The 3,668-nt window shown below is 73.3% G+C and carries 3 protein-coding genes; all 3 read right to left on the bottom strand.

Features of this window, described 5'->3' with window-relative positions; translation table 11 throughout:
- The coding region (gene pheT / locus ACTIR_RS0108730) for a phenylalanine--tRNA ligase subunit beta (RefSeq protein ID WP_026453974.1) at positions 1–1,890 on the bottom strand (1,890 nt) is incomplete at its 3' end.
- Positions 1,891–1,893: 3 nt separating this feature from the next.
- On the bottom strand, positions 1,894–2,961 hold the full coding sequence (gene pheS / locus ACTIR_RS0108725) for a phenylalanine--tRNA ligase subunit alpha (protein WP_007026837.1): 1,068 nt from the start codon (positions 2,959–2,961) through the stop codon (positions 1,894–1,896).
- A 115-nt stretch (positions 2,962–3,076) separates the two neighbouring features.
- Positions 3,077–3,668: TrmH family RNA methyltransferase (locus tag ACTIR_RS0108720; protein WP_026453973.1), on the bottom strand; the 592-nt coding region annotated here is incomplete at its 5' end.

The following is a 3,668-nucleotide window of genomic DNA, read 5'->3' as shown; positions in this document are numbered from 1 at the left end:
GGCCAGCTCCGCATCGTCCGGGCGCCGCGCGACGCCCGGGTCCGGCGCGGCGGACTGGCCCTCGCGCGGGCGCACGACCTGGCCGACGTGGTACAGCGCCACGTCCCGGAACCCGCGGGAGAGGTTGCGGTGCAGTGTCTCGAACAGGCCCGGCAGCAGCGACGTCGCGAGCTGGTGGCGCTCGGCCTCCAGCGGATTCTGCACACTCGCCGCGTTCCGGCGCTCGTCGTCGGCGGGCAGACCGAGGTCGTCCCACGTCGACGGGGCGACGAACGGGAACGGGAGCACCTCGACGTAGCCGGCCTCGGCCAGCGTGCGGGACACCGCACGTCGGCGGCGCTGGGCCCGGGTCAGGCCCCGCCCGGCGGGAGCGGACGGCAGCACGGAGGGGATGTGTTCGTAGCCCTCCAGCCGCAGCACCTCCTCCACCAGGTCGGCGGGCTGGGCGAGATCACCGCGCCAGCTCGGCGGCACCGCACTCACCAGTGCGGACCCGTCCTGGCCGGTCCCCACCGACACCTTGCAGCCGACCTGGGTGAGCCGGCGCACGGTGACGCCGCGGTCGAAGTTCACCCCGGCGACCCGGTCGGGCAGGTTGATCGGCATGGTGATCGGCTCGGCCTGCGCGGACGTCCCCTCGTCGGTCCGACCGGGCCGGATGCTGCCCTCGCCGTACCGGCGCAACAGTCGGGCGGCCGTCTCCACCGCGGCCGCACACAGCTCGGGATCGGTGAACCGCTCGAACCGTTTGGCCGCCTCGGAGAAGAGTTTGTGCCTGCGCGCGGTACGGCTGATCGAGGCCGGGTCCCAGTGCGCGGCCTCCAGCAGCACGTCCGTGCTGTCGGTGCGGATCTCGGTGCTCGCACCACCCATCGTGCCCGCGAGCGAGATCACCCCGGTGTCGTCGGCGATCACGACGTCGTCCGGGTCCAGGTTCCGCTCGGCGTCGTCCAGCGTCACCAACGTCTCGCCCGGTTCCGCCCGTCGGATCACCAGGTCACCCTTGATCGCGCCGGTGTCGAAGGCGTGCAGCGGGTGGCCGAGTTCCAGCATCACGTAGTTGGTGACGTCCACCGCCAGCGAGATGGGCCGCATCCCGGCGAGCAGCAGGCGGCGCTGGATCCACCACGGGGTCGGCGCGCCCGCGTCGAGACCGGTCACGCGGCGCAGCACGAACCGGCGGCACCCCTCGGGGTCGTCGATGCGCACCGGCCAGGCGTCGCCCTCGGCACCGGGCAGCTCCCCCTGCGCGGGGTCACCGAACGGCACGTCGAACGCGCCCGCGAGTTCCCGCGCGAGACCCCGCACCGACAGGGCGTACCCGCGGTCCGGGGTCGGGGCCAGATCCAGCACCGTGTCGCCCAGCTCGAGCACGTCCCGGGCGTCGTCGCCGGGGTCGGCGGTTCCCGGGGGCAGCACGAGGATGCCGCTGTGGTCCTCCCCCAGACCCAGTTCCCGGGCCGAGCAGATCATGCCCTCGCTGACGCGGCCGTAGGTCTTGCGGGAGGCGATGGTGAAGTCACCGGGCAGCACCGCCCCCGGCAGCGCCGCCACCACCAGGTCGCCCTCGGCGAAGTTGGTGGCACCGCAGACGATGCCGTTCGTCGGCGGCCGCGTGGGGTCCGGGACCGCGTCCCCCGCATCGGCCCCGGCATCGGAGTCGACGTCACCGCCGACGTCGACCCGGCAGTACCGGATCGGCTTCTTGAACCCGGTCAGCTCCTCGACCTCGACGACCCGACCGATCACCAGCGGGCCGGTGACGTCGCCGACCGGCCGCACGTCCTCGACCTCGATACCCAGGCGGACGAACGCTTCGGCGAGTTCCTGCGCCGTGACCTCGGCGCCGATGTCCAGATGCTCGGTGAGCCAACTGACGGGGACCCGCATCGTTCACGCCTCCGTTCCGAAGGGGAGGGTGAAGCGCACGTCCCCCTCCACCATGTCGCGCATGTCCGGGATGCCGTTGCGGAACTGCAGGGTGCGCTCCAGGCCCATGCCGAACGCGAATCCGGAGTAGACCTCCGGGTCGACCCCGCAGGCGCGCAGCACGTTCGGGTTGACCATGCCGCAACCACCCCACTCGACCCAGCCGGGCCCGCCCTTCTTCTCCGGGAACCACACGTCCACCTCGGCGGACGGTTCGGTGAACGGGAAGAAGTGCGGCCGGAACCGGGTGCCCGACTCCTCGCCGAACATGGCCCGGGCGAAGGCGTCCAGGGTGCCGCGCAGGTGCGCCATCGTCAGACCCTTGTCCACCGCCAGGCCCTCGACCTGGTGGAAGACCGGGGTGTGGGTGGAGTCCAGCTCGTCGGTGCGGAACGTGCGCCCCGGGCACACGACGTACACCGGCAGGTCACGGTGCAGCAGGGCCCGCGCCTGGACCGGCGAGGTGTGCGTGCGCAGCACGAGGTTGGAGTCCTCGGGGGCGACGTAGAAGGTGTCGGCCGTCGCCCGCGCCGGGTGGTCCTTGCCGAAGTTCAACGCGTCGAAGTTGAACCACTCGGCCTCCAGTTCGGGGCCCTCGGCGACCTCGTAGCCCATGGCGACGAAGACGTCCGCGGCGCGCTCGGCGATCGTGGTGATCGGGTGCCGGGCGCCGCGCGGAACGCGGTCCCACGGCAACGTCACGTCGACGGCCTCCTCGCGCAGGACCCGCTCGTCGCGTTCCGCCCGCAGGACCGCACGGCGCTCGTCGAAGGCCGACTGGATCTCCTGCCGCGCCTCGTTCACGCGCTTGCCCGCGTCCGCCTTCTCCGCCTTGGGCAGCGCACCGATCGCACGGCGGGCCAGCGCCAACGGCGACTGGTCCCCGAGGTGCGCGGGCTTGACCGCGGCCAGCGCGTCCAAATCCGTCGCGGCGGCGAACGCCTCCCTGGCCTCGTCGACGGCGGCCCGCACCGTCTCCGGCGCGAGTGTGTCGGCCGACTCCGGCCCCTGCTTCTCCACGGCTTCGGACATAACTCCTCGAACGTCCGCTTCACGGTTGGCGGCTGCACGCGAGCGTGAGCGCACGTCAGCGATGCACGCCGGAGATTCTATGCGAGCCCGGGGCCCGCACGCCGGTCACCCTCGGTCAGGGGGAGTGTCGCAGCACGCGGGCGTAGAGGCACACCGCGGCGGCGGTGGCGAGGTTGAGGCTCTCCGCCCGGCCGGGCAGCGGCACCCGCACGGCGGTGTCGGCCGCCGCGAGCACGTCGTCGGGCAGACCGTGGGCCTCGTTGCCGAACAGCCAGGCCGTCGGGGAGTCCAGACCCTCCGCTGTGGTCAGATCGGACTCCGCGTGGCCGTGCGCGGCGACCGTCCGCAGACCCGCCCGGGAACAGGCGGCCAGCGCCGCGGCGGGATCGCGTTCGACGGCGACGGGGAGGTGGAACAGGCTCCCGGTGGAGGCGCGCACACACTTGCCGTTGTGGACGTCCACCCCGTCCCCGGTGAGCAGGACCGCGTCGGCGCCCGCGGCGTCCGCGACGCGCACCACCGTGCCCGCGTTGCCCGGGTCGGCGATGCCCACCAGCACCGCGACCAGCCGGGGCGTCCCGGACAGGGCCCGCTCGGGCTCCACGGTCACGGTGTCGCACACCGCGACCAGCCCCTGCGGGGTGACCGTCTCCGACAGCAGTTCCGCCGCCCGCCGGTCGACCAACGAGACGGCGGGCGCCCCCGCC

Origin of the sequence: Saccharomonospora iraqiensis subsp. iraqiensis (genome assembly GCF_000430445.1) — a bacterium.
GTDB lineage: Bacteria > Actinomycetota > Actinomycetes > Mycobacteriales > Pseudonocardiaceae > Saccharomonospora > Saccharomonospora iraqiensis.
This window is presented reverse-complemented; position numbering and strand designations above follow the sequence as displayed.